Source organism: Proteus sp. G2669, from assembly GCF_009915245.1.
Lineage (GTDB): Bacteria > Pseudomonadota > Gammaproteobacteria > Enterobacterales > Enterobacteriaceae > Proteus.
The window spans coordinates 46,119-67,466 of record NZ_JAABLX010000026.1; the positions used below are offsets into that span (position 1 = coordinate 46,119).

The 21,348-nt window shown below is 38.6% G+C and carries 22 protein-coding genes; all 22 read left to right on the forward strand.

What is annotated here, in order from left to right; translation table 11 throughout:
- Positions 1-78 precede the first annotated feature (78 nt).
- The 22 genes from potA to GWI68_RS07840 all read left to right on the forward strand — a co-directional run bounded on the left by potA (position 79) and on the right by GWI68_RS07840 (position 21,319).
- Positions 79-1,194, forward strand: coding sequence for a spermidine/putrescine ABC transporter ATP-binding protein PotA (gene potA / locus GWI68_RS07735; RefSeq protein ID WP_109408434.1), 1,116 nt, complete (start codon positions 79-81; stop codon positions 1,192-1,194).
- A complete protein-coding gene (gene potB / locus GWI68_RS07740) occupies positions 1,178-2,038 on the forward strand; it encodes a spermidine/putrescine ABC transporter permease PotB (RefSeq protein WP_109408433.1) in 861 nt (286 codons plus the stop codon). The genes potA and potB overlap by 17 nt, the downstream gene beginning before the upstream one ends.
- Positions 2,035-2,814: a spermidine/putrescine ABC transporter permease PotC gene (gene potC / locus GWI68_RS07745; RefSeq protein WP_036934543.1), complete on the forward strand. Its 780-nt coding sequence runs from the start codon at positions 2,035-2,037 to the stop codon at positions 2,812-2,814. Before potB ends, potC begins: the two co-directional genes overlap by 4 nt.
- A gap of 114 nt (positions 2,815-2,928) precedes the next feature.
- Positions 2,929-3,972 carry a spermidine/putrescine ABC transporter substrate-binding protein PotD gene (potD, locus tag GWI68_RS07750; RefSeq protein WP_166539898.1) on the forward strand — a complete coding sequence of 348 codons (1,044 nt, stop codon included), beginning with the start codon at positions 2,929-2,931 and terminating at the stop codon, positions 3,970-3,972.
- 160 nt (positions 3,973-4,132) lie between these two features.
- On the forward strand, positions 4,133-5,047 hold the full coding sequence (gene yddG / locus GWI68_RS07755; protein WP_166539899.1) for an aromatic amino acid DMT transporter YddG: 915 nt from the start codon (positions 4,133-4,135) through the stop codon (positions 5,045-5,047).
- A gap of 229 nt (positions 5,048-5,276) precedes the next feature.
- The gene (locus tag GWI68_RS07760; protein ID WP_109408466.1) at positions 5,277-6,551 is read left to right on the forward strand and encodes a bifunctional O-acetylhomoserine aminocarboxypropyltransferase/cysteine synthase; all 1,275 of its coding nucleotides are present in this window, start codon (positions 5,277-5,279) and stop codon (positions 6,549-6,551) included.
- 121 nt (positions 6,552-6,672) lie between these two features.
- Positions 6,673-7,338 carry a hypothetical protein gene (locus GWI68_RS07765; protein WP_166539900.1) on the forward strand — a complete coding sequence of 222 codons (666 nt, stop codon included), beginning with the start codon at positions 6,673-6,675 and terminating at the stop codon, positions 7,336-7,338.
- 302 nt (positions 7,339-7,640) lie between these two features.
- Positions 7,641-8,228 carry a TetR/AcrR family transcriptional regulator gene (locus GWI68_RS07770; protein ID WP_088494441.1) on the forward strand — a complete coding sequence of 196 codons (588 nt, stop codon included), beginning with the start codon at positions 7,641-7,643 and terminating at the stop codon, positions 8,226-8,228.
- 26 nt (positions 8,229-8,254) lie between these two features.
- Positions 8,255-9,112, forward strand: coding sequence for a winged helix-turn-helix domain-containing protein (locus GWI68_RS07775; RefSeq protein ID WP_166539901.1), 858 nt, complete (start codon positions 8,255-8,257; stop codon positions 9,110-9,112).
- A complete protein-coding gene (locus tag GWI68_RS07780) occupies positions 9,112-9,630 on the forward strand; it encodes a FidL-like protein (protein ID WP_166539902.1) in 519 nt (172 codons plus the stop codon). The genes GWI68_RS07775 and GWI68_RS07780 overlap by 1 nt, the downstream gene beginning before the upstream one ends.
- Before the next feature lie 760 nt (positions 9,631-10,390).
- Positions 10,391-10,669: a BMC domain-containing protein gene (locus tag GWI68_RS07785; RefSeq protein WP_004249182.1), complete on the forward strand. Its 279-nt coding sequence runs from the start codon at positions 10,391-10,393 to the stop codon at positions 10,667-10,669.
- Between the two features lie 20 nt (positions 10,670-10,689).
- Positions 10,690-10,974, forward strand: a complete 285-nt coding sequence (locus GWI68_RS07790) for a BMC domain-containing protein (protein ID WP_166539903.1) — start codon at positions 10,690-10,692, stop codon at positions 10,972-10,974.
- A gap of 14 nt (positions 10,975-10,988) precedes the next feature.
- The gene (locus tag GWI68_RS07795; RefSeq protein ID WP_006536328.1) at positions 10,989-11,267 is read left to right on the forward strand and encodes a BMC domain-containing protein; all 279 of its coding nucleotides are present in this window, start codon (positions 10,989-10,991) and stop codon (positions 11,265-11,267) included.
- A gap of 73 nt (positions 11,268-11,340) precedes the next feature.
- Entirely contained in the window at positions 11,341-13,008 is a 1,668-nt protein-coding gene (locus GWI68_RS07800; protein WP_109408428.1) for an acetaldehyde dehydrogenase (acetylating), read from the forward strand.
- A gap of 26 nt (positions 13,009-13,034) precedes the next feature.
- Positions 13,035-13,298 (forward strand): EutN/CcmL family microcompartment protein, encoded by a 264-nt coding sequence (locus GWI68_RS07805; protein WP_036934514.1) that lies wholly within the window; start codon positions 13,035-13,037, stop codon positions 13,296-13,298.
- 7 nt (positions 13,299-13,305) lie between these two features.
- Positions 13,306-14,454, forward strand: a complete 1,149-nt coding sequence (locus GWI68_RS07810) for a 1-propanol dehydrogenase PduQ (RefSeq protein ID WP_166539904.1) — start codon at positions 13,306-13,308, stop codon at positions 14,452-14,454.
- Between the two features lie 56 nt (positions 14,455-14,510).
- Positions 14,511-17,939 carry a choline trimethylamine-lyase gene (gene cutC, locus GWI68_RS07815; protein ID WP_166539905.1) on the forward strand — a complete coding sequence of 1,143 codons (3,429 nt, stop codon included), beginning with the start codon at positions 14,511-14,513 and terminating at the stop codon, positions 17,937-17,939.
- A gap of 100 nt (positions 17,940-18,039) precedes the next feature.
- Positions 18,040-18,990, forward strand: coding sequence for a choline TMA-lyase-activating enzyme (cutD, locus tag GWI68_RS07820; protein WP_109408425.1), 951 nt, complete (start codon positions 18,040-18,042; stop codon positions 18,988-18,990).
- Positions 18,991-19,003: 13 nt separating this feature from the next.
- Complete coding sequence (locus tag GWI68_RS07825; protein ID WP_166539906.1) at positions 19,004-19,507, forward strand: BMC domain-containing protein; 504 nt, start codon at positions 19,004-19,006, stop codon at positions 19,505-19,507.
- Positions 19,507-20,151, forward strand: a complete 645-nt coding sequence (locus GWI68_RS07830; RefSeq protein ID WP_166539907.1) for a phosphate propanoyltransferase — start codon at positions 19,507-19,509, stop codon at positions 20,149-20,151. Before GWI68_RS07825 ends, GWI68_RS07830 begins: the two co-directional genes overlap by 1 nt.
- A 17-nt stretch (positions 20,152-20,168) precedes the next feature.
- The gene (locus GWI68_RS07835) at positions 20,169-20,867 is read left to right on the forward strand and encodes a hypothetical protein (protein ID WP_166539908.1); all 699 of its coding nucleotides are present in this window, start codon (positions 20,169-20,171) and stop codon (positions 20,865-20,867) included.
- Between the two features lie 35 nt (positions 20,868-20,902).
- Positions 20,903-21,319, forward strand: coding sequence for a multidrug efflux SMR transporter (locus GWI68_RS07840; protein ID WP_166539909.1), 417 nt, complete (start codon positions 20,903-20,905; stop codon positions 21,317-21,319).
- Positions 21,320-21,348: the final 29 nt, after the last annotated feature.

Here is a 21,348-nt window from a genome sequence, read left to right on the forward strand (position 1 = left end):
AATGCTCCGGCAGCTCACACAGTCTTTTCCAGTGGCGGTTCTATCTGCATTATTCTTCGGGATAGAGTATTACCTTAAATGACTGAGAAAACATCTCTGACACCAGTTGTCGAATTAAAATCCTTAAGTAAAGGTTTCGACGGAAAACAAATTATTTCCCGCCTCGATCTCACTATCAACCATGGCGAGTTTTTAACCATCCTTGGTCCTTCGGGCTGTGGTAAGACGACGGTTTTGCGTTTAATTGCGGGTTTAGAAGACGTTGACGATGGGCAAATAATTCTTGATGGGCAAGATATTACGGATATCCCAGCAGAACAACGTTTTGTAAATACGGTTTTCCAAAGTTACGCACTTTTCCCTCATATGACTGTTTTTGAAAACGTCGCATTTGGTCTACGCATGCAAAAAACGCCTGCTGAAGAGATTAATGTTCGCGTTGAAGAAGCCTTGCGTATGGTGCAACTTGAAGATTTCGCCCAACGTCGTCCTGCACACCTTTCTGGTGGACAACAACAACGTGTTGCGATTGCGCGTGCTGTTGTGAATAAACCAAAGGTCTTATTGCTTGATGAATCATTATCTGCACTGGATTACAAATTACGTAAACAGATGCAAAATGAATTAAAAGCCTTACAACGTAAATTAGGAATAACCTTTATTTTCGTGACTCATGACCAAGAAGAGGCGCTGACTATGTCAGACCGGATCGTGGTGATGCGTGAAGGGCGTATTGAGCAAGATGGGACACCACGTGAAATTTATGAAGAGCCAACAAACCTGTTTGTTGCGCAATTTATAGGTGAAATTAATATCTTTGATGCGCGTGTTCTTCATCGTATTGATGAGGCGCGTATTCGTGCCGATGTTGAAGGTCATGAATGTGATATTTATACCTCATTGCCTGTAACTCAAAATCAGCAACTCAAAGTATTGCTTCGACCTGAAGATCTTCGTGTTGAAGAAATTCATGATCTTGAAAACCTTCCTGGTCTGATTGGTTATGTTCGTGAACGTAACTATAAAGGCATGACGCTAGATTCTGTTGTTGAAATGGAAAATGGCAAGGTGGTGATGGTCAGTGAGTTCTTTAATGAAGATGATCCAGATGTTGATCACTCGTTAGACCAAAAAATTGCAGTGACTTGGGTTGAAAGCTGGGAGGTCGTGCTGGCAGATGAAGAAAACACGTAAACTATTTCAAAACATCGTAATTACCGGTGTTGTGGGTTGGTTGATGGTGTTCGTCTTCTTGCCGAATATCATGATCATTGCGACCAGTTTTTTAACGCGTGATGATGCTAACCTTGTCGAGATGGTCTTTACACTCGATAACTACTATCGCTTATTTGATCCTATGTATGCAGAAGTATTATTGCATTCAATCAATATGGCGGTGGTAGCAACATTAGCTTGTTTATTATTAGGTTATCCTTTTGCTTATTTCCTTGCAAAAATGCCTAAGAAAATACAGCCATTAATGTTGTTTTTATTGATTGTGCCTTTTTGGACAAACTCGCTTATTCGTATTTATGGATTAAAGATATTCCTAAGTACTAAAGGTTATTTTAACGAGTTTCTGTTGTGGATTGGGATTATTGATAAACCACTCAGGATTATTTATACCCCAGAGGCCGTTGTACTGGGACTGGTTTATATTTTATTACCTTTTATGGTACTACCGTTATATTCCAGCATTGAAAAGTTAGATAAACCTTGCTTAGAAGCAGCGCGCGATTTGGGTGCTAATAAATTTCAGACCTTTATCCGTATTATTATTCCATTAACGATGCCGGGCATTATTGCGGGTTGTTTGCTCGTAATGTTACCTGCCATGGGCTTATTCTTTGTTGCTGATTTAATGGGTGGGGCGAAGAATTTATTAATTGGTAACGTAATAAAAAGCCAATTCTTAAATATTCGTGATTGGCCTTTCGGTGCGGCAACTAGTATTTGCTTAACATTGGTGATGGGATTAATGCTGTTTGTGTATTACCGAGCCGTGAAGCTACTGCATAAGAAGGTAGAAATAGAATGATAGGACGGTTATTGCGTGGTGGATTTATGTCCATTATTTACGCGTATCTTTATATCCCGATTATCATTCTGATAGTTAACTCTTTTAACTCATCGCGTTTCGGGATTAATTGGAAAGGATTTACCACAGATTGGTACGCCATTTTATTTAATAATGACAGCCTGCTTCAAGCGGCTGGACATTCATTAACGATGGCGGTCACTTCTGCAACATTTGCGACATTGATTGGCTCATTAGCGGCGGTTGCACTCTATCGCTACCGTTTTCGTGGCAAAAAATTTGTCGGTGGTATGTTGTTTGTTGTCATGATGTCACCTGATATTGTAATGGCAATTTCATTACTTGTGCTGTTTATGATCCTTGGTGTTTCATTGGGATTTTGGTCGCTTTTATTTTCACATATTACATTTTGCTTACCTTTTGTTGTAGTAACGGTGTACTCACGATTAAGTGGATTTGATGTGAAAATGTTGGAGGCTGCCAAAGATTTAGGCGCGGGTGAATTTACTATTTTACGTAAAATCATTATGCCATTAGCCATGCCAGCAGTGGCTTCAGGTTGGTTATTAAGCTTTACGTTATCCATGGATGACGTGGTGGTTTCTTCTTTTGTGACGGGACCAAGCTATGAGATTTTACCATTGAAAATATACTCAATGGTGAAAGTTGGGGTTTCACCTGAGGTGAATGCGCTTGCAACCATCCTTTTAGGTCTATCCTTAGTATTAGTGTTAATTAGTCAGTTAATCTTAAGAGACCGAACTGGCAAAGCATAATGACATGTATTAGTGCGAGTTTCTCGCACTTTTTGGGGTCTTGATGACCAATCTGTTGGAGGTAGGCTAGCTGCCTATTTGATATTAACGCATCAACCACTGAAGGAAACATAAATGAAAAAGTGGTCCTCTGTACTTGCTGCCAGCGTAATGGCATTAAGTATCGGCACAGCATCGGCTGATGATGGTAAGACATTATATTTCTACAACTGGACGGAGTATGTGCCGCCTGGTTTGCTTGAACAGTTTACGAAAGAAACTGGGATTAAGGTGATTTATTCCACCTATGAATCCAATGAGAGCATGTATACCAAGTTAAAGACCTATAAAGAAGGTGCTTATGATTTGGTGGTTCCTTCCACTTATTTTATTTCTAAAATGAGCCATGAAGGAATGCTGCAAAAAATCGACAAATCAAAATTAACGCATTTTGATAATCTCGATCCTAGCTTATTACATAAGTCATTCGACCCAGAAAATGATTATTCCATCCCTTATATTTGGGGTGCGACCGCTATTGGTATTAATAGTGATGAAGTTGATGTGAGTAGCATTACTTCATGGGCAGATTTATGGAAACCTGAATATAAAGATAGTTTGTTATTAACGGATGATGCTCGTGAAGTTTTCCAAATAGCATTATTAAAACTAGGTTATTCAGGCAACACGACCGATCCTAAAGAGATAGAAGAAGCCTACAAAGAGCTACAGAAGCTGATGCCAAATGTGTTGGCTTTCAACTCAGATAACCCAGCTAATCCTTATATGCAAGGGGAAGTTAATTTAGGGATGATTTGGAATGGCTCTGCATTTATTGCTCGTGATGCTGGTGCGCCGATTGAAATGGTGTGGCCAAAAGAGGGCGGTATTTTCTGGATGGATAGCTTAGCTATTCCTGCTAATGCTAAGAATGTCGAAGGAGCTCATAAACTTATCGATTTCTTATTACGCCCAGAAATAGCAGCCAAAGTGGCGGAAAATATTGGTTATCCGACACCAAATCTAGCTGCACAAAAATTACTGCCAAATATGATCACTAAAGATAATTCTCTTTATCCAACAGAAGAGATTATTAACAAAGGTGAATGGCAAAATGATGTGGGTGATGCAACCGTATTATACGAAAGCTATTACCAAAAATTAAAAGCTGGACGCTAATCGCGTTTGAGTATAGTTCTGAGCCACCTTTAAGGTGGCTTTTTTATGGTGAAAAAAACGCATTTTTATTTAAGGATATAAGTTGAATTTATTTGTTGAAAGCGTAAAGGTAATTAACACTTTTTATTAGTGAGTGAATAAACTTAATTGAAGGCACAAAATGATATCTAGCGCATCAAAAGGGACGTTATATGGCATCGTTGCTATTTTTCTTTGGAGCACTATTGTTGGTTTAATTCGTAATATCAGTGAATATTTTGGCCCTGTTGGAGGTGCCGCACTGATTTATACCACAGGAACCGTGTTTCTTATTTTGATCTTAGGTGTACCTAAACTATCACTTTTTCCTAAACGTTATCTTTTTTGGGGAGCGCTATTATTTGTTACTTATGAAGTGTGTTTATCCTTGGCATTAGGATTTGCAACAGATAGAACACAAGCCATAGAGCTAGGAATGGTGAATTATTTATGGCCTAGTTTTACCTTAGCGCTAGCTGTCATAGTTAATAAACAGCGATTCTCTATTTTACTGATCGTAGGATTATTATGTTCATTTAGTGGATTAGTCTGGGTTGTTAGTGGGGATAATCCTCTAACTATCGAAGGCTTATGGAAAAATATCCAAAGCAATCCATTAAGCTATATATTGGCGTTTTCAGGTGCCATTTTATGGGCGTTTTATAGCAATTTAACTCGTCTTATTTCTGGTGGGAATAATGGTATTGTGCCTTTTTTCTTATTAACGTCACTTGCGTTATGGGGGCAATACCTATTTTCAACGCCAGTTGAATGGATTATTAATACAAAAAGTATCACGCTTTTGTTAATCACGGGTGCAGCAATTGGGCTTGCTAATGCAGCATGGACAATCGGTATGATCAGAGGCAATGTGACTTTGTTAGCCACACTTTCCTATTTTACCCCTGTTATTTCTACTGCATTTTCCTCAATATTATTGTCTACCGCACTTTCTTTCTCATTTTGGCAGGGTGTAATGATGGTAACTGGTGGCTCTTTAATTTGCTGGTTAGCGACTCGTCAAAAAAAGATAAAAGTGATAAAAACAATAAAATAGAGAGAAAAACAAGATCCTTAACTCAAATATCACAGTGAAAAGCGGCGTTTTGCATTATTGGCGGTATGGTACTTTGGTCGTATTAATCTAAGTTGAAATTTTTTCACTATACGACAGAGACGATATGCGCTTATTTATATGACTTATATACTAAGAATGCTTACTTTGATTTAAGTTATTTAAAATATAAGTAATACGATAAGAACAAATGCAACAAAAAGGGATTGCTATGAAACTTGAGACACTTTCTGTTCACGCCGGTTATTCACCTGATCCAACTACAAAAGCGGTAGCTGTACCTATTTACCAAACCACATCTTACGCATTTGATGATACACAGCATGGTGCGGATCTCTTCGACTTAAAAGTACCTGGTAATATTTATACCCGCATAATGAATCCAACCAACGACGTATTAGAAAAACGAGTTGCAGCATTAGAAGGCGGGATCGCAGCAGTTGCAGTAGCATCGGGTATGGCTGCTATTACTTACGCTATTCAAACCATTGCCCAAGTGGGTGACAATATTGTTTCTGTCGCTAAACTTTATGGTGGTACTTATAATTTAATGGCGCACACTTTCCCTCGTATTGGTATTGAAGCGCGTTTTGCTCCCCATGATGATATTGCTGCATTAGAAGCATTAATTGACGATAAAACAAAAGCGGTATTTTGTGAAACCATCACAAATCCAAGTGGAAATATTGTAGATATTCAAGCATTGGCTGATGTTGCTCACCGTCATGGTGTACCTTTAATTGTTGATAATACGGTTGCAACACCTTATTTGTGTCGTCCTTTTGAACATGGCGCAGATATTATTATTCACTCGTTAACTAAATATATTGGCGGTCACGGTAATTCAATTGGTGGTATTGTTGTTGACTCTGGTAAATTCCCTTGGGCAGAACACAAAACACGTTTTGAAATATTAAATACGCCAGATGTTTCTTATCACGGAGTAAATTATGTTGAGCATTTTGGTGCGGCTGCCTATATTGCTCGTTGTCGTGTTGCTCCTTTGCGTGGAACGGGGGCTGCACTATCCCCCTTTAATGCATTTTTGATCTTACAAGGCTTAGAAACACTGGCACTGCGTATGGATCGTCATACTGAAAATGCGCAGAAAGTGGCAGAATATCTGCAAAATCATCCTCAAGTGGTATGGGTTAAATACGCAGGTTTAAGCAATCATCCTGAACATGATTTAGCGGTACGTTATATGACGGGTAAACCAGCAGGTATCCTCTCTTTTGGGATCAAAGGTGGTGCAGAAGCTGGCGCTAGATTTATTGATGCATTACAACTAATTGTTCGCCTTGTAAATATTGGTGATGCAAAATCATTAGCATGTCATCCAGCATCAACCACACATCGCCAATTAAACGATGAAGAATTAGAACGAGCAGGTGTTTCACGAGATTTGATTCGTTTATCCATTGGTATTGAACATATAGACGATATTCTTGCAGATTTGGAACAGGCATTAAAAGCCAGCATTTAATTGATTTTTATTAATAAGAAACCACTGTTAAATGACGGTGGTTTTTTTATATTTAAAATATAATGTTTATTAATAATACTCATTCTAAAAATTAACTTTATTAGTTCATAGGGAGTATTTAATGAGTATTATCGATTCTGTTAGAACGTCGTTTTCACAAATAAAAGCAACAATAGATAATCTAGATTTAAAAAATAAAATTATGGATTTTTTTTATTACATTGGTTCGAGTATAACAGGATTATTTAATAACAATGTTGAATACCGACATCCTGTTATAGCACGCCATATTCGTAATGATTCTTTTAATGCTCCAAAGCATTCAACATATGAAATGCTAAGAGAAAGTGCTCTTAATATTCAAAATGAAAAAAAATTAGCAATAAATAATGAATTTAACAAAGATGAACCTATATATGAAGAGGTTAATAATATTTTTATTGATAATGGTGTTAGAGACAAAAAAACAAGTGATACGACTACTCAGAGTGAAAAAAATAAAGAACATATTTATGCAACAATAGATTTTAAAAGAAAAAGATCTTATTTGGATAAAATAATAAATAATGAATTTAACAAAGATGAACCTATATATGAAGAGGTTAATAATATTTTTATTGATAATGGTGTTAGAGACAAAAAAACAAGTGATACGACTACTCAGAGTGAAAAAAATAAAGAACATATTTATGCAACAATAGATTTTAAAAGAAAAAGATCTTATTTGGATAAAATAATAAATCAGGCAATTGACGAAATAAAAACTAATTTTTCTTCGATAAAATAGTTTCTTATTAAAATAAAGAAATTAATAAATATTGATTTCTTTATTTTTTCCTAAGCTATCATTTTTAATAAAAAACTAGATCCACATTTTTTTTGATAAAAATCAAACTTATATTATTTTATTTTTTTTAGTTTATTACTTAGATCAATTTTATAAAATAATTTTAATTTTTTAAATCAATTTTAATTGAAAATAAAGGAATGTGAAGTCAACTGCATTATTTACATATAATAAGCATCAGTCGAAATCAGATTGATTTTGATCAATAAGGAACATACCGACTGGTCGGTATTATCCTATGCATGAATACGACTGCACATCACCGAAAAAAAGACCCTATCCGAGTTCAAGAGCAATTATTGGAAGCGGCAAGTGTTATTGTGGCTAATGAGGGAATAGCCTCTCTTTCTTTAAATGCCGTAGCAAAAGAAGCGGGTGTAAGTAAAGGTGGGTTACTTCATCATTTCCCTGGGAAATTAGAATTAGTGCAGGCAGTGTTTAAGCGGTTATTAGGAATTATGGATAGCCGAATTGCAGTTATTATGGAAAATGATCCTATTGAAGCAGGGCGTTTTTCTCGCGCATATTTAACTTATATTTCTGATTTAAAACAGTCAGACGAAAGCCGTCAATTAGCCATACTGTCTTTAGCTATGCCAAACGAGCCTATTATGCGTAAATGCTGGCGAGATTGGATGCTAGACCATTTAGCCAAAGGCGATAAATTAGATAATAGTTATTTAGGTACTTTAATTCGTTATGCCGCAGATGGTCTTTGGTTATCTGAATTAACAGAAGGCCCTACTATCTCACAAGAGGAGCGTAGCGCATTAGTCGAAAGATTATCTGAAATGACATTTGACTATATGGCAAACACAGCAAATCAGTAATTTTAATCAGGATGAATGAGGGCACAATGAAATACAAAATAAATGCCTTAATTTATTACGACGCAACGGATGGCGCGATATCATTAGAAAAAGACAGTGTTGATACACATCTTTCTATTACCGCAAATGCGTTACTTTTTTATTTTATTCAGCACCCTGGAGTAGTTAATCGCGATGAAGTATTAAAACGTGTTTGGGATGATAATGGGTTAGTTTCATCAAACAGTAATTTAAACCAATATTTGAGTTTATTACGAAAGACATTTCGCCATTATGGTATTGAAAATATCATTGTTACCATTGCGAAAGGACGATTAGAGTTTAATCCAGATATTTCTGTTGAGTTAATTGATGACTCAACGCTATTGCCTTTAACTCAAATAAATGAAAAAGCGCTTTCTTTAGCTGAAGATGAAAATAAAACAGCAGAGGAAACAACGTCTTTATCTTCGGTTGCCGATCAAACTCCATTAAATATAACACAAACAGAAGTAACACAAAAAAAACAAAAAACAGAAATTTGTTGGTATTTAGCCAGCATTGGTTTTTTATTCGGTGCGGTATTTCTTGCTGTGATCATCTTTTTTAACCAACATCAATCAAAGCCAATTTCACTAACACCATTAACACACAATGATTGTGAATTACTTTCTAATGAAGCCATGATTAATACTGCGGTAAGTGATAATTATGTTCGCAATTTTGATGCGGTAAGAAAGAAGCTTAATTTACAGTGTGTAAAAGGTGAGCGATTTGTTTTCTTTTATGGTGATAAATTACAAACAAATGGATTAGGGCGGGTATTTTTAGCACATTGTGCAAAGAACGAAGATAACCCATTTAGTTATTGCGATAATTACTTTTACTATTCTTGGAAATACTAATGAAAATCTCAGGGAAACTTTTATGTTTTTTATCGGCCCTGATTTTTATCTTGGTCGCCACTTATGCAGCAACAAGATTATTAACGATTAAAAATGAAGGTGTCATGGTTTGCTCAACCAAAGGCATTATGCGTTTTGAAAATATGGAAGATGAAAATGTAAATGGTAATATTCATTTTTCATTTGGTGCCAATGGTAAAGGATCGATTGTTGTTGAAGGCTATACCACCTCAAAACCAGGATGGTTGTATTTACAACGTTATGTGAAATTTGATTATACGACCAAGCGTGTTTCACCGACAGAACGTCACTATTTTGTTAGCCAATGGGATGCTAGTGCATCATCAATTGATGAATCCCCAGATGTTATTTTTGATTATTTTATGCGCGAAATGTCAGATAGTCATGATGGGTTATTTATTAATGCACAAAAGCTTAATGAGAAAACCTTACTATTAAGTTCGCTTAATTCACCTCTCTATATTTGTACCTTAAAACCAGGTAGTAAATTTGATTAACTGATCCTAATTATCTGATCTTGTTTTTATTATAAGGTGGTACATCTGTTTCCACCTTTTCTGTATTCTAAGAGCTAATTTATTACGCTCCATTCTTTTTCGTATATTCACTGTTATTGTGTGATTACTTTCCCTCTTTTACCTTCCTTTGTTGTACAGACTGAAAACTTTCCTTAAACAAGCATAAATGCTTAGTCGTAGGTTTGTGCCTTTCCAGTAAACGCTACTTTTCTCATTTTATTATTCGTGTAGGCCTCGTGTATAGGTATTAGATAAAACGTGACCCTTTCCACTTTTTTATACCTGTTGTAAGGGTTTAGATTAAATAAATACATTATCAATAAAAAAATAGCACGATTTGTATATAGACTTGATTTAGCCTTTTTCAATTATTGATCTTACGTTGAATTATCAGTGATATTCCGCACATCTTTCCCATCGATATGTACTGGCTTTTTGCACCTTTTAAACATCCTCCTAACAAAGTTTATTTGTCTGTTTTTTAATCTATTTTTTGTGGGGGCTAATAAATTTATAACGATGAAAAAAGTAAATAAACAGCATGGTTAAATAAATAGAGAGATAAAAAACACTAAATATCAGAGTTAAATTCTATATATATCACCATTGTGGATTTATATTTTGTTTTGTTTTTTGCGCGTTATAGTGATTTTGAAACCAAAGTCTGCGTTTAAAAAATCACCACGCAGACACAATGGGCAAACGTAAACCGTTAAACGGCTTCTCGGAGGAAATGAAAATGGGTGATGCATTAGGTCTGATTGAAACCAAAGGTCTGGTGGCATGTATTGAAGCCGCTGACGCTATGTGTAAAGCCGCGAACGTTGAACTTATTGGCTATGAAAATGTGGGTTCAGGTCTCGTGACTGCGATGGTGAAAGGCGACGTAGGCGCAGTGAAAGCTGCTGTGGATTCAGGTGTGGAGTCAGCACAACGCGTGGGTGAAGTTGTTACATCGCTCGTGATTGCTCGTCCTCACAATGACATCAACAAGATTGTTATCAAACACAAGGCATAGTTTTTGCCTTAGGAGAACGTATGGGTGATGCATTAGGACTTATTGAAACTCAAGGGCTGGTGGCTTGTATTGAAGCTGCAGACGTGATGTGTAAAGCGGCAAATGTTGAGTTAATCGGCTACGAAAATGTGGGTTCAGGTTTAGTGACTGCAATGGTGAAAGGTGATGTAGGTGCCGTTAAAGCCGCTGTGGAATCTGGCTTAGAAGCTGCTCAACGTGTTGGTACTGTTGTGACTTCATTAGTCATCGCTCGTCCACATAACGATATTCAAAAAATCGTTGCCCAGTACAAAGTGACTGAATAACGAAGGAAATAAATATGAAAGAAGCACTAGGTCTAGTTGAAACCAAAGGTCTTGTCGCTTGCATTGAAGCTGCTGATGCAATGTGCAAAGCAGCCAATGTTGAACTGATTGGTTATGAAAACGTCGGTTCAGGTTTAGTGACAGCAATGGTGAAAGGCGATGTCGGTGCAGTAAATGCAGCGGTTGAGTCAGGTGTTGAAGCGGCAAAACGTATCGGCACCGTGGTGACTTCTCGTGTTATTGCAAGACCGCATAACGATATCGAGAAAATCGCACAACAGCATAAAGCCTAATTATTCAGGCGTGCTGTAAAGCAAAGAAATAAGTTATTCAGCTAAATTTTTTAACTCCTGTATGGGGGAAGACATGGTTGCATTAGATAAAGATTTGCAATCCAGACAACTGGCTCGTGAGCTAGTTCGTAACGCGAAAAATGCACAACTTGTTTATGCTAAATTTTCGCAGGAAAAAATCGACAGTATCGTAAAACACATTGCGTTTGAAGCAGCTCGTCACGCAGAAGAGCTGGCAAAAATGGCAAACGAAGAGACAGGCTTTGGTAAGTGGGAAGACAAAGTTCTGAAAAATACCTTCGCGTCATTGCGTGTGTATGAACATATGAAAGACATGAAGACCGTTGGCATTATCAATGACGATAAAGTGAAAAAAGTCATGGATGTTGGCGTGCCTTTAGGTGTTATCACGGCGTTAGTGCCTTCAACTAACCCAACATCAACCATTATCTATAAAACCCTAATTGCACTGAAAGCGGGTAATGCGATTATTTTCTCTCCGCATCCAAATGCAAAACAGTGCAGTTTCCGTGCGTTAGAAATTGTTAAAAAAGCCGCTTTAGAGGCTGGAGCACCAGCAGGTATTGTTGATGGTGTGACATTACTGACACTGGAAGCGACAAAAGAATTAATGCACAGCAAAGATGTGTCATTAATTTTAGCTACTGGTGGCGAAGGTATGGTGCGTGCTGCTTATGCATCAGGTACGCCAACCATCAGTGGTGGCCCAGGTAATGGCCCTGCCTTTATTGAACGCAGTGCAGATATCAAAAAAGCAGTGAGCGATATCATCACCAGTAAAACATTCGACAATGGCGTTATCTGTGCATCAGAGCAATCCATTATCGTTGAACGTTGCATTTATAACGAAGTTCACCGTGAGCTATTAGCGCAAGGTGCTTACTTTATGAATGACGAAGAAGCAACCAAAGTGGCTTCAATGTTGCTGCGTGCTAACGGCACAATTAACCCAGCCGTTGTGGGTAAAGATGCGATTTATTTAAGTCAGCGTGCAGGTTTTAGTGTGCCAGCAAATACGCGTGTATTAATCGCATTACAAGATACCGTTTCACCTAAAAATCCGTATTCACGCGAAAAACTATGCCCAATCTTAGGGATGTATATCGAAGAAGATTGGAAATCAGCGTGCGATCGTGTGGTGCAATTACTGACTAATGAAGGCTTAGGTCATACCTTAGTTATTCATACCAAAAATGAAGATGTTATTCGTCAGTTTTCTCTAGAAAAACCGGTTAACCGTATTCTGATTAATACCCCAGCGGCATTAGGTGGCATCGGTGCAACCACTAATATTACTCCAGCGTTAACCTTAGGCTGTGGGGCTGTAGGTGGCGGTTCTAGCTCTGACAATGTCGGCCCAATGAATTTACTGAATATTCGTAAAGTGGGTTATGGCGTGCGTACCGTCGAAGAGTTAAAACAACCTTGTCCTTTAGCACAAGAAGCTGCTCAACCTGCTGTTTCTGCTTGCTCTGTTTCCAGTGCAAATCACCAGACCAGCATTCTTGATGATGATCGTTTTCGTTCACCTTCTTTAACGCCTGTTCATGCTGAGTGTGCAACTGCACAACGTCAAACTGAAGGTGATGATCGCTTTGGTGCGTCTCCTTATGCAACAACGGTAAGTGCTTGCGCGCAACAAGTGATTGAACAAGGTGATATTACTGAAGAAAACGTGGAACGCATTATCAAGGAAGTTCTCGGACGTCTGAGTAAGTAACTCATTGATATAAGGCGATATAAACCATGATCCTCGCAAAGGTAATCGGACACGTAGTAGCGACACAAAAAAGCCCAGAACTTAAAGGCAGCAATTTATTAATGATTGCCACTTTAGATGATGAGCTTAAGCCACTGAAAAACAAAACTTATGTGGCAGTGGATAGTGTAGGTGCAGGTATCAACGATGTTGTGTTGGCTGAAGAATATTTTGCACTGAACAAAGAACGTTACAAAGCGATGTCAGTGGTTGCCATTGTTGAGAAGGTTTATCGGGACAGTAAGGAGTAATAACGACATGAGTGAGTTTCTGATAAAACCCAAAATTCAGTTTGGCACCAATGCACTGAATTTTCTCTCTGGGTTAACTGCCCGCCGCGCATTTGTGGTGACAGATAAAGCAATGGTGAAGTTTGGCTTTGCAAATAAAGTTACCGATAAATTATTGCAACGGGGTATCGAGTTCCAAGTTTACGATGATGTTGCGTCAGATCCTGATATTTCAGCCATTGTGAGTGGTATGAAAATCATGGATGCCCATTATCCAGATTTGGTTATCGCACTCGGTGGTGGGTCGGTGATTGATGCCGCGAAAGCCGTTATGTACTCCCTCTGGCATACCCGTAAAGAGAGCAACAGAACAAAACCACAATTTATTGCGATCCCAACCACCAGTGGTACAGGTTCGGAAGTGACCTCATTTTCAGTGATTAAGTCACGCAGTGAAAAATTGGTCTTGGTTGATGAGTTTATGTTGCCTGATGTCGCCATTCTCGATCCTGAGTTGGTGAAGTCTGTACCGCCAGCAATTACTGCTGATACGGGAATGGATGTGCTTTGCCATGCACTAGAAGCATATGTTTCTAAAGCTGCTTCTGATTTTTCTGATGCAATGGCAGAGAAAGCCGTCAAGTTAGTGTTTAGCCATCTTATTGATTGCCATCATCAAGGTGACAACTTACTTGCCCGTGAAAAAATGCATAACGCATCTTGCATTGCAGGAATGGCATTTACTAACGCCTCGCTGGGTATTACACACAGTCTTGCTCACGCATTAGGCGGTGTATTTCACGTTCCTCACGGTAGAGCAAATGCGTTATTGATGACGCATGTTATTGCTTTTAATGCGAATTTTCATGGTGATTGTAATAGCGAAGCAGCCAAGCGTTACGCCTATCTTGCTCAAAGCCTAGGACTTCCGGCTAATACGGTAAGAGAAGGGGTCACCAGTTTAATCGTCGCTATTAATGTATTGAAAGATGAAATGGGTATGCCGAAGAGTATTCGCGATACCGGTGTCAGTGAAGCGGACTTTTATGCCCGTTTAACGGAAATGGTCGGACAGGCTTTACGAGATAGCTGTACGCCGACAAATCCGCGTGACGTAAACACACACCAATTAGAAACATTGTATCGTCAGGCATTTGCCGGTGTATCACACAGTTAATGCTCAACCGAATTAATACCGATTAGGTCAAGTAAAGAACATCAGGAGAGCCTCACATGGGCAAATATTCTTTGACGCCACGCGTAAAAATGCTGGCAGAACGTTTAGTTTCACGTAATAGCTCCATCAGCACAGAGCGTGCAACCATTTTTGATTCATTAGACAACAGCATTGCAGGTGTGCCCCAAGCGATTAAACCTGCGCAACGTTTTTATGAATTTATTCGTCATTTTCCAAGCTACATTGCACAAGATGAATTGATTATCGGCAGTCAATCATCAACACCACGTGGCGCGATTTTCCACACTGAAGAAGAAGTGCGTAGCGACTCTATCTACCGTTTCTTAAGTATTAACAATAGCGTTGCATCACCTGATTACATGCTGGTGGTAAACCAAGGTTTCTTAGCAATTAAAGCTCAGCTTGAAGACAGAATTAGAAGCATTGGTAGTGCCGTAAATCGTAGCAGTATGGATGAAGCTAATTACTGTAAATCAGCTATTTATGCATGTGATGCAGCGCTATATTTTGCACAAATTCTATCTGCAAAAGCAGAGAATTTAGCCGCAATGGAAGGTAACCCATACCGTAAAGCAGAATTATTAGATAGCGCTGCGGTATTACGAAAAGTACCAGCAAAACCAGCAGAAACCTTTAAAGAAGCAGTTCAAGTTTTCTATTTACTGCAATTAGTCTTACATCTGGAAAATGGCAGTTATGCCATCAATCCAATGGGATTTGATAAAGCACTTTATCCATTCTATCAACGTGATCTCGACCAAGGTCGTTTAACACAAGCACAGGCTTATGAAATCGTTGAAAGTGTTTGGCTGAAATTAGCAGAGCTTTCCGAAGTACGTGCGACCAAAGAAGTTGATGGCTATCCAATGTTTGATGCCATGACTCAGGGTGTTGATATTAACGATCCCCGAGTAAGCATCAACGAATTATCAGAAATGTTGCTATCAGCGCGCGCGAATTTGTCAACATTACACAGTTCACTGCAAGTGCGTTTATACAACGGTCGTATGAATTCACAGCCACAATATGCTGCACCTTCAGCAAGTGTTGTTGCACCAACGGCAGACGCGAGCGAATTCAAAGTGATGGAAGGTTTAACACCTCGCTTACAACGTTTACGTAACCGTTATTTAGAAGCACGTCCAAGCGTTTCTATCTACAGAGCATTAGCATTTACTGAGATTGCTCGTAATAATCCAGGTTTACCACCGATTTTACTACGTGCAAAAGCATTCCGTCGTGCTTGTGAAACCGCACCTATTTTAATTCAAGATGAAGAGCTGATTGTTGGACACCCTTGTGGAAAACCGCGTGCTGGCGCTTTCTCTCCTGATATCGCATGGCGTTGGGTTCGTGATGAACTCGATACTATGAGCACGCGTCCACAAGATCCATTCCAAATTTCAGAAGAAGACAAAAAAGTTATTCGTGAAGAGATTGTTCCATTCTGGGAAGGGCGCTCTCTGGATGAGATCTGTGAAGCTCAATATCGCGAAGCAGGTGTGTGGGAATTTAGTGGTGAAACCTTTGTGAGTGATCTTTCTTATCACCAAATCAATGGTGGTGGCGATACTTGCCCAGGTTATGACGTTCTGTTATTCACCAAAGGTATGAACGGTATTAAAGCCGATGCGCAAGCTAAATTAGCTGAATTAAGCATGGAAAATCCAGCTGATATTGACCGTATCTACTTCTATAAAGCCTCTATTGAAAGCTGTGAAGGTGTGATTGCTTATGCACATCGCATTGCAGAACATGCACGTGAATTAGCATCAAAAGAGAGCAATCCTCAACGTCGTGAAGAGCTACTGACGATTGCTCAAGTCAACGAAAATGTACCCGCAAATCCACCAAAAACACTGCAAGAAGCCTTGCAAAGTATTTGGACAGTCGAGTCATTGTTTGAAGTTGAAGAAAACCAAACGGGTCTTTCTTTAGGTCGCTTAGATCAATACTGCTTCCCAATGTATGAAAACGACATCAAATCAGGGCGTTTAACTCGTGAGCAAGCACTGGAAATGATGCAAGCCTTTATCATCAAATGTGCTGAATTAATGTGGATGTCGAGTGAGTTAGGTGCGAAATATTTTGCTGGTTATCAACCATTTATCAACTTAACCATCGGTGGACAAAAACGTACAGGTGGCGATGCGTGTAATGATTTAACGTACCTAATTATGGATGCTGTACGTTTTGTAAAAGTGTATCAACCATCATTAGCATGTCGTATTCATAACCAATCACCACAGCAATACATGGAAAAAATTGTTGATGTGGTTAAAGCCGGTATGGGCTTCCCTGCATGTCACTTCGATGATTCTCATATCAAGATGATGTTGCGTAAAGGCTTCGATTTTGAAGATGCGCGTGACTACTGCTTGATGGGGTGTGTTGAACCACAAAAATCAGGCCGTATTTATCAATGGACATCAACAGGTTATACCCAATGGCCTATCGCGATTGAGTTTGTATTAAACCGCGGTCGTATGGTGCTGTTTGATAGCTATCAAGGTCTAGATACAGGTGATTTACGTGACCTGCGTACTTATGAAGATTTCGATCGCGCTGTAAAAGAGCAAGTAGCGCATATCGTTCGTTTATCGGCAATTGGTACAGTGATCAGCCAACGTGTTCACCGTGATATTGCACCAAAACCATTAATGTCTTTACTGGTTGAAGGCTGTATGGAACAAGGTAAAGATGTGACCGCAGGTGGTGCAATGGTGAACCATGGCCCAGGTCTGATCTTCTCCGGTTTAGCGACTTATGTGGACTCAATGGCCGCTATTCGTAAATTAGTTTATGAAGATAAAAAATACACGTTAGAACAAATTCGTGACGGTCTATTGGCGAATTTTGAAGGCCAAGAAGAGTTATTACGTGACTGCTTGAACGCACCGAAATTTGGTAACGATGATGATGTTGTTGACCAATATGCGTTGGATATAACGGAATGGACTGAGCGTGAATGTCGTAAATATAAGATGCTCTACTCCACATTCAGTCATGGCACGTTGTCTATCTCTAACAATACGCCAATTGGCGAATTAACCGCAGCTACACCAAATGGTCGTTTGGCATGGAAACCATTATCAGATGGTATCAGCCCAACCCAAGGTGCGGATAAACATGGCCCAACAGCGATTATTAAATCAATCAGTAAAATGAATGTTGAAACCATGAATATCGGAATGGTTCATAACTTCAAATTCCTGAAAGGATTGTTAGATACCAATGAAGGCCGCCAAGGTTTAATTACCTTATTAAGAACGGCTTCCATTTTAGGTAATGGCCAGATGCAATTTAGCTATGTCGATAATGAAGTACTGAAAAAAGCGCAATTAGAGCCTGAAAAATACCGTGACTTAATTGTCCGTGTTGCTGGCTACAGTGCTTACTTCGTTGAATTATGTAAAGAAGTTCAGGATGAAATTATCAGTCGTACTGTGATTGAGAAATTCTAATTACAGCCATAGGGATGGCGCAGGCTATCCCTTTTAATCGACAAGACAAGATTTAAATTTATCGAACAGGGATGTTTGATGCAGATTTGGAGGCGTAAAGATGGAGACGGCAGCAGAAATAAGAGGGCGGATATTTAATATCCAAAAATACTCTATTTATGATGGTGATGGTATTCGTACTCTCGTTTTCTTAAAAGGCTGTAATATCCGCTGCCCTTGGTGTTCCAATCCAGAAGGTCTCAGCAGTCAATTTCAAGTGATGTACTCTCACGACAAGTGTGTGGATTGCGGTAAATGCGTCGATGTTTGTCCTGCGGGTGTGCATTACATGACAACCAATGAAAATGGTAAGCAAGTTCACCGTGTTGATCGTGGCGTTGATTGCATCGGCTGCCGTAAATGTGAAGAGGTCTGTATTTCAGATGCTCTTGATATTATGGGAAAAGATGTTTCTGTTTCTGAACTAATGAAAATCATCATGCAAGATTATGACTTTTACATCTCTTCAGGGGGTGGTGTCACAATCGGGGGCGGTGAAATGAGTCTACAAACTGATTTCGCGGTTGCGCTTTTACGAGAATGTAAAAAGATGATGATCAATACCGCAGTGGAGACGCAAGCGACCACTAACGTGGCGAATTATGAAAAATTAGCGGAAGTCGTTGATCAATTTCTGATTGATATCAAACACATTGATACTACTCAGCATAAAGCGTTGTTTGGCGTTGGTAATGAAAATGTCCGTCGTAATTTAGAACGTTTAATGGATCTCGGTGCCAATGTGGTTATTCGTATGCCATTAGTTAGAGGTTATAACGACTCTTATGATGCAATTACAGGAGCAATTAATTACGCGATGGAGCTATCAAAACGCGGCAATATTCAGCGTATTGATATTCTTCCGTATCATCAATTTGGGCGTAATAAATACGAAAAATTGGAAATGATCTACCCAATAAAAACCGATCCTAGTTATACACCAGAAGAGTTAGACAGTTTAGAAGCCTTCTTTAAGAAATTTGATTTCGATATCCGTCTTGTCCGTCACTAAGTAGGAGAGAAAGATGAACAGTTTAGGTGTGATTGAAACACGAGGATTAACCGCAGCCATTCAAGCGGCTGATGCGGCTTGTAAAGCGGCAAACGTGGAAATTATAGGATACCGAAAAGTAGGATCTGGGTTGGTATCAATTTGTTTTCAAGGCGAGATCAGTGCAGTAAGGACTGCGGTTGATCATGGTGTTGATGTGGTTAGCCAAAAAGAGCTAGTGATTGGTTCATTAGTTATTGCAAGGCCAGAACCAAGTGTTATCACCAAATTACTAACCATAAAAAGTAAGAAAAAAGCACCGGTTGTTACTGAAAAAAAGCCAGAAATTGCTCTTGAAACAGTCGTTGAAACAATCGTTGAAGCCCCGGTTAAAAACGAAGTTGAGAAGCTAGAGGCCACAAAAGCCGTTGCAGATTTACAGGCTCAAAATATTGCTGCTGAAACTAAAGCTACAACAGACAAAGTACAAAGCAGTAAGAAAGAGATCAAACCAGAAGGCCGTAAAGGTAAAAAATAATGATTAATCAACAACTCATGGGAAAAATCCTATCTCGTTTGCCTGCACATGGCGTGATGTCGGGAGGAACTCAAGGAATGGCAATCCCTGTTGGTATTTCTAATCGACATGTGCATCTTTCACAACAAGATGTTGAAGCATTATTTGGCAAAGGTTATCAACTCACTCCGTTTAAAGATCTTAAACAACCGGGTCAGTTTGCAGCAAAAGAGTGTGTAATTGTTGTGGGATCTAAAGGCTCGATCAGTAAAGTTCGTGTTTTAGGACCAGTTCGTCCGCAAAGCCAATTAGAAATTTCAAAAGCTGACTGTTTTGCATTAGGTATAAAAGCACCAGTACGTGAATCGGGTGATTTAGTTGGTTCTGGCAATGCTGTTTTAATGGGGCCAGCGGGTCATGTTGAATTAAAAGAACAAGTCATTTGCGCACAACGCCATATTCATATGAGCGAAATTGACGCCAGAATGTTAAACGTCATCAATGGACAAAAGGTACATGTAAAAACAGAAGGTGAGCGTAGCCTGATTTTTGATGAAGTCGTTGTTCGTGTTAGTGAAAAGTTTGCCCTTGAGTTTCATATAGATACTGATGAAGCTAATGCTGCTGGGCTTCGTAACAACGATAGCGTATTTATTGTCAGCTAAGACAATGAGGTGACGTAATGGACAATCAGTTAATTGAAAGGATTGTTGCTGAAATAGAAAAAAGAATGAAAAAGTCGGTATTGTTAGCACTTACCCCTGCACCGGGATACCAAGATGAAATCTGTCAACGTATCAACACTTTTTCTGATATTCGATTTTCTCTTTTTGTCACAACACAGGCACAAGTCAGTCATGATTTGTCGAAATGGCGTCATCTAGGGGAAATACATAATGCGAGTGAGTTCGATTGCCAGCAGTTATCGACTTACCATGCACTGTTTGTTCCTTATTTTGATAAAAAGCTGGTGGGTGAAATTATTAACGGGTTATTTATAAGTGAAGAAGGAAAGCTAATTCATTCTGCACTTGCTCAAAATATTCCTATCATTGCATTACCTTATTTTTGCCAACCAGAAAGTGAATTAAATGAGATTTTAGGTTTAAATAAAAATAAAGAGTACAACCTGCTTATTCAGGAAAATATTAATAGATTAAAGTTATTAGGTGTTTCTTTTTATTCCATCAATGAAATAGAAACTCACTTGATTGATAATAATCATAATAAAGAAACTGAATGTTACCCTGAAATCAAAAAAGAAAATAATAATCGCTATATTACTTTAAATGAAGTAATGAATAAGCCTGGAGAATACTGTTTATCACAAGGTAAATTGACAGATTCTGCTATTGAATATTTAAAAAGCTTAAAAAATTAATATTAAACTATATCTGATAACTCAGGAGTCTTATTATGTCACCAAAAGCTAAATCATGGCTTTGGATGCTGGCGGTTATTATTTCAGAAACCTCAGCAACCTCTACCTTAAAAATGTTTGATAATAGTGAAGGTACAACTAAAACATTATTATTATGCTTAATTGTTGTTCTTTATGTTATTTGTTATTACTCATTATCGCGTGCAGTGAAAAATATTCCAGTTGGTTTAGCTTATGCAACATGGTCTGGTACAGGTATATTAGTGGTTTCTTCTTTAGGTATGTTGTTTTATGGTCAACATCCTGATACTGCGGCAATGATAGGTATGGCTGTTATTGCCAGTGGTATTGTGATTATGAATCTCTTCTCCAAAATGGGATCAGAAGAAGAGGAAGAAGAAACAACTGAAACTCCTAATATTAAACAGACTGCATCGCCAGTTAATAAATAAATCTATTTCTTAATAAATCTATTTTTTAA